Below are 2,408 nucleotides of genomic sequence, written 5' to 3'. Positions count from 1 at the left end.
GACGGCGTGTTTCCTCTTGTCTCTCCATACCTTAACGTGAATGCTTTCGCGCAGACACTATACATTAGAGCAGAGGATACGGTTACGGGATGTTTCAGCGTTGTGGCAATGCAACTTGAGGTGAAAGCGTCTCCAGAGATGCCAGAACTTGAACCTATCCAGGTATGCGACACCAACCAAGACGGTATCCATACGGTAGACCTTACCCAGCAGACCCAACCGATTCTTGACGCCCAAACAGGTGCAGGTCCTTATACGGTACGCTACTACGCATCCCTTGCGGCTGCAGAAGCAGGTACCGGTGCCATTGTAACGCCTCAAAACTATACGGGAACCGACGGCCAGACAATCTGGGTGCGTGTTACCGATACAGTAACAGGCTGTTTCACGGTAGGAAGCTTCGAGCTTGAGATCAATACGCCGCTGGCACTGGCTCCGGCCTACCAGCTTTCGGTATGTGACAATACAGAATCGTTCCAAGATAATATTGCAGTTTTCGATCTTACGTCTATGGACGCGGTGATAACTGGAAATACGGCCGGACATTCAGTTCAGTACTTTCTTACCCTTGCCGATGTGCAGAGCGGAAATGCGATCGCTACTCCAGAATCGTTCTCTAACGGAGACATTCCGGGTACGAACAACCCTTATACTCTTTTTGTTACCGTTACCGATGCGGCTACGGGATGTGTGAGCACGACGACCCTTACCATAAGAGTTCTTCCGCTTCCAACGCCTAATACGGATCCTGCGCCTCTTGTGGCGTGTGACAACGTGGATTCGCCTAACGGCACAGAGATTTTTGACCTTACGGTAAACGAGACTTACCTGTCAGACGGCGACCCTAATCTGATATTTGAGTACTATGATGCGGACGGCAACCAGATTCCAGATCCTACGGCACATGAAGGTGTAGGTATTATATACATTCACGTGATGAATTCACAGTTGGGTTCTGATGGAGAGAACTGCCACGTTATCGTAGAGCAGTTACTGATTGTGAATCCGCTTCCTGTGGTTAACCCAGGAGTGGTGAATGCGGTATGCCAGCAGAGCAATAACGGTTTTGCGGTGTTCACGCTTTCTGATAGCAATGCAGATGTGCTTGGCGCAGGCCAAGACATTGCAGGCTTCACGTTCAGCTACCACCTTACGCTTGCAGAAGCGCAGGCAGGAACGGGCGCGCTTGCAGACCAGTACACCAATACGACGATCAACCAGCAGGAAGTATTCGTAAGAGTTGTCAATACGACAACCGGATGCGTGAATACGGTGGGCGTTATGCTTATCGCAGACAACGGATCGACAGCAGGAGAAATCCTTGATGCCGACCCAAGGATCACGACTTGCGATGACGACGGTATTAACGACGGCTTCTATGAATTCGACCTTACGCAGTTTGATGCAGAAATACTTGGCACGCAAGGTCCAGAATACACGCTTCATTATTATGATGACCAGGCTTTGATGAATCTGGATATCGCAGAAGGTCCGACGACGACTTACAGCAATGCGATTGTAGATCCGGCGACCTACACGAACCTTACGGCTTTCAGCCAGACGATATATGCATTGGTAATCAATACGACTTCGGTTACGGGATGTCCGGCGATAGAAGAATTTATCCTTACGGTAAATCCTCTTCCGGAACCAGTTATCACGGATGACAACAACGGTTTCATCTGCGTGGACTTTGTCAGCGGGACGGCCTCTCCTGTAGTTCTTACAACGAATTATAGTACAGATCCGGGTTATTCATTTGAATGGTACCTTGGTGCAGACCTTGTAGGCACGGACCCAACGTATACGATAACATCCATCGCGGGTGCTACGGCTACTTATGGCTTGATTGTTACCAATTTGGCTACGGGCTGCGTTTCTGAAAGGGAAGAAATTGTGATCACCAGATCTGGTGCAGCGGTAATCACTGATATCCAAGTGACCAACGCGTTTACAGATAGTCAGACGATCACCGTGATCACCGCAGGTTACGGCCAGTACGAGTACAGCCTTGACGGAGGTGCTTGGCAGTCGAGCAATGTGTTCTATGACGTTCCACTGGGTGTTAGCCAAGGAGGGGAACACTCCATTGAAGTAAGGGATGTTTTAGGAGGCTGCGACAATACGGGACCAGAAGAAGTATTCCTAATTGGATACCCTAAGTATTTCACACCTAACGGAGATGGAATCCACGATACTTGGAATATTGTAGGATTGTATGACCAACCTAACGCAAAAATTTATATATTTGACCGCTACGGAAAACTGATCAAACAACTGAGCCCATCTGCGGATAGCCAAGGCTGGGACGGAACTATGAACGGAAGCCCGCTTCCTTCGACTGACTACTGGTTTAGAGTAGAATATGTGGAGCAAGGAGTGGCAAAAGAATTTAGAGCGCATTTTTC

Annotated in this window: 1 protein-coding gene; it reads left to right on the top strand. The window is 48.9% G+C overall.

Features of this window, described 5'->3' with window-relative positions; all coding sequences use genetic code 11:
- On the top strand, nucleotides 1-2,408 hold a 2,408-nt coding region (locus EG849_RS15390), incomplete at both ends, for a T9SS type B sorting domain-containing protein (RefSeq protein WP_148096071.1).

Origin of the sequence: Flavobacterium macacae (assembly GCF_003865365.1) — a bacterium.
Taxonomy (GTDB): domain Bacteria; phylum Bacteroidota; class Bacteroidia; order Flavobacteriales; family Flavobacteriaceae; genus Flavobacterium; species Flavobacterium macacae.
The sequence above is the reverse complement of the archived record's forward strand: the minus strand, read 5'-3'. Positions and strand labels throughout refer to the sequence as shown.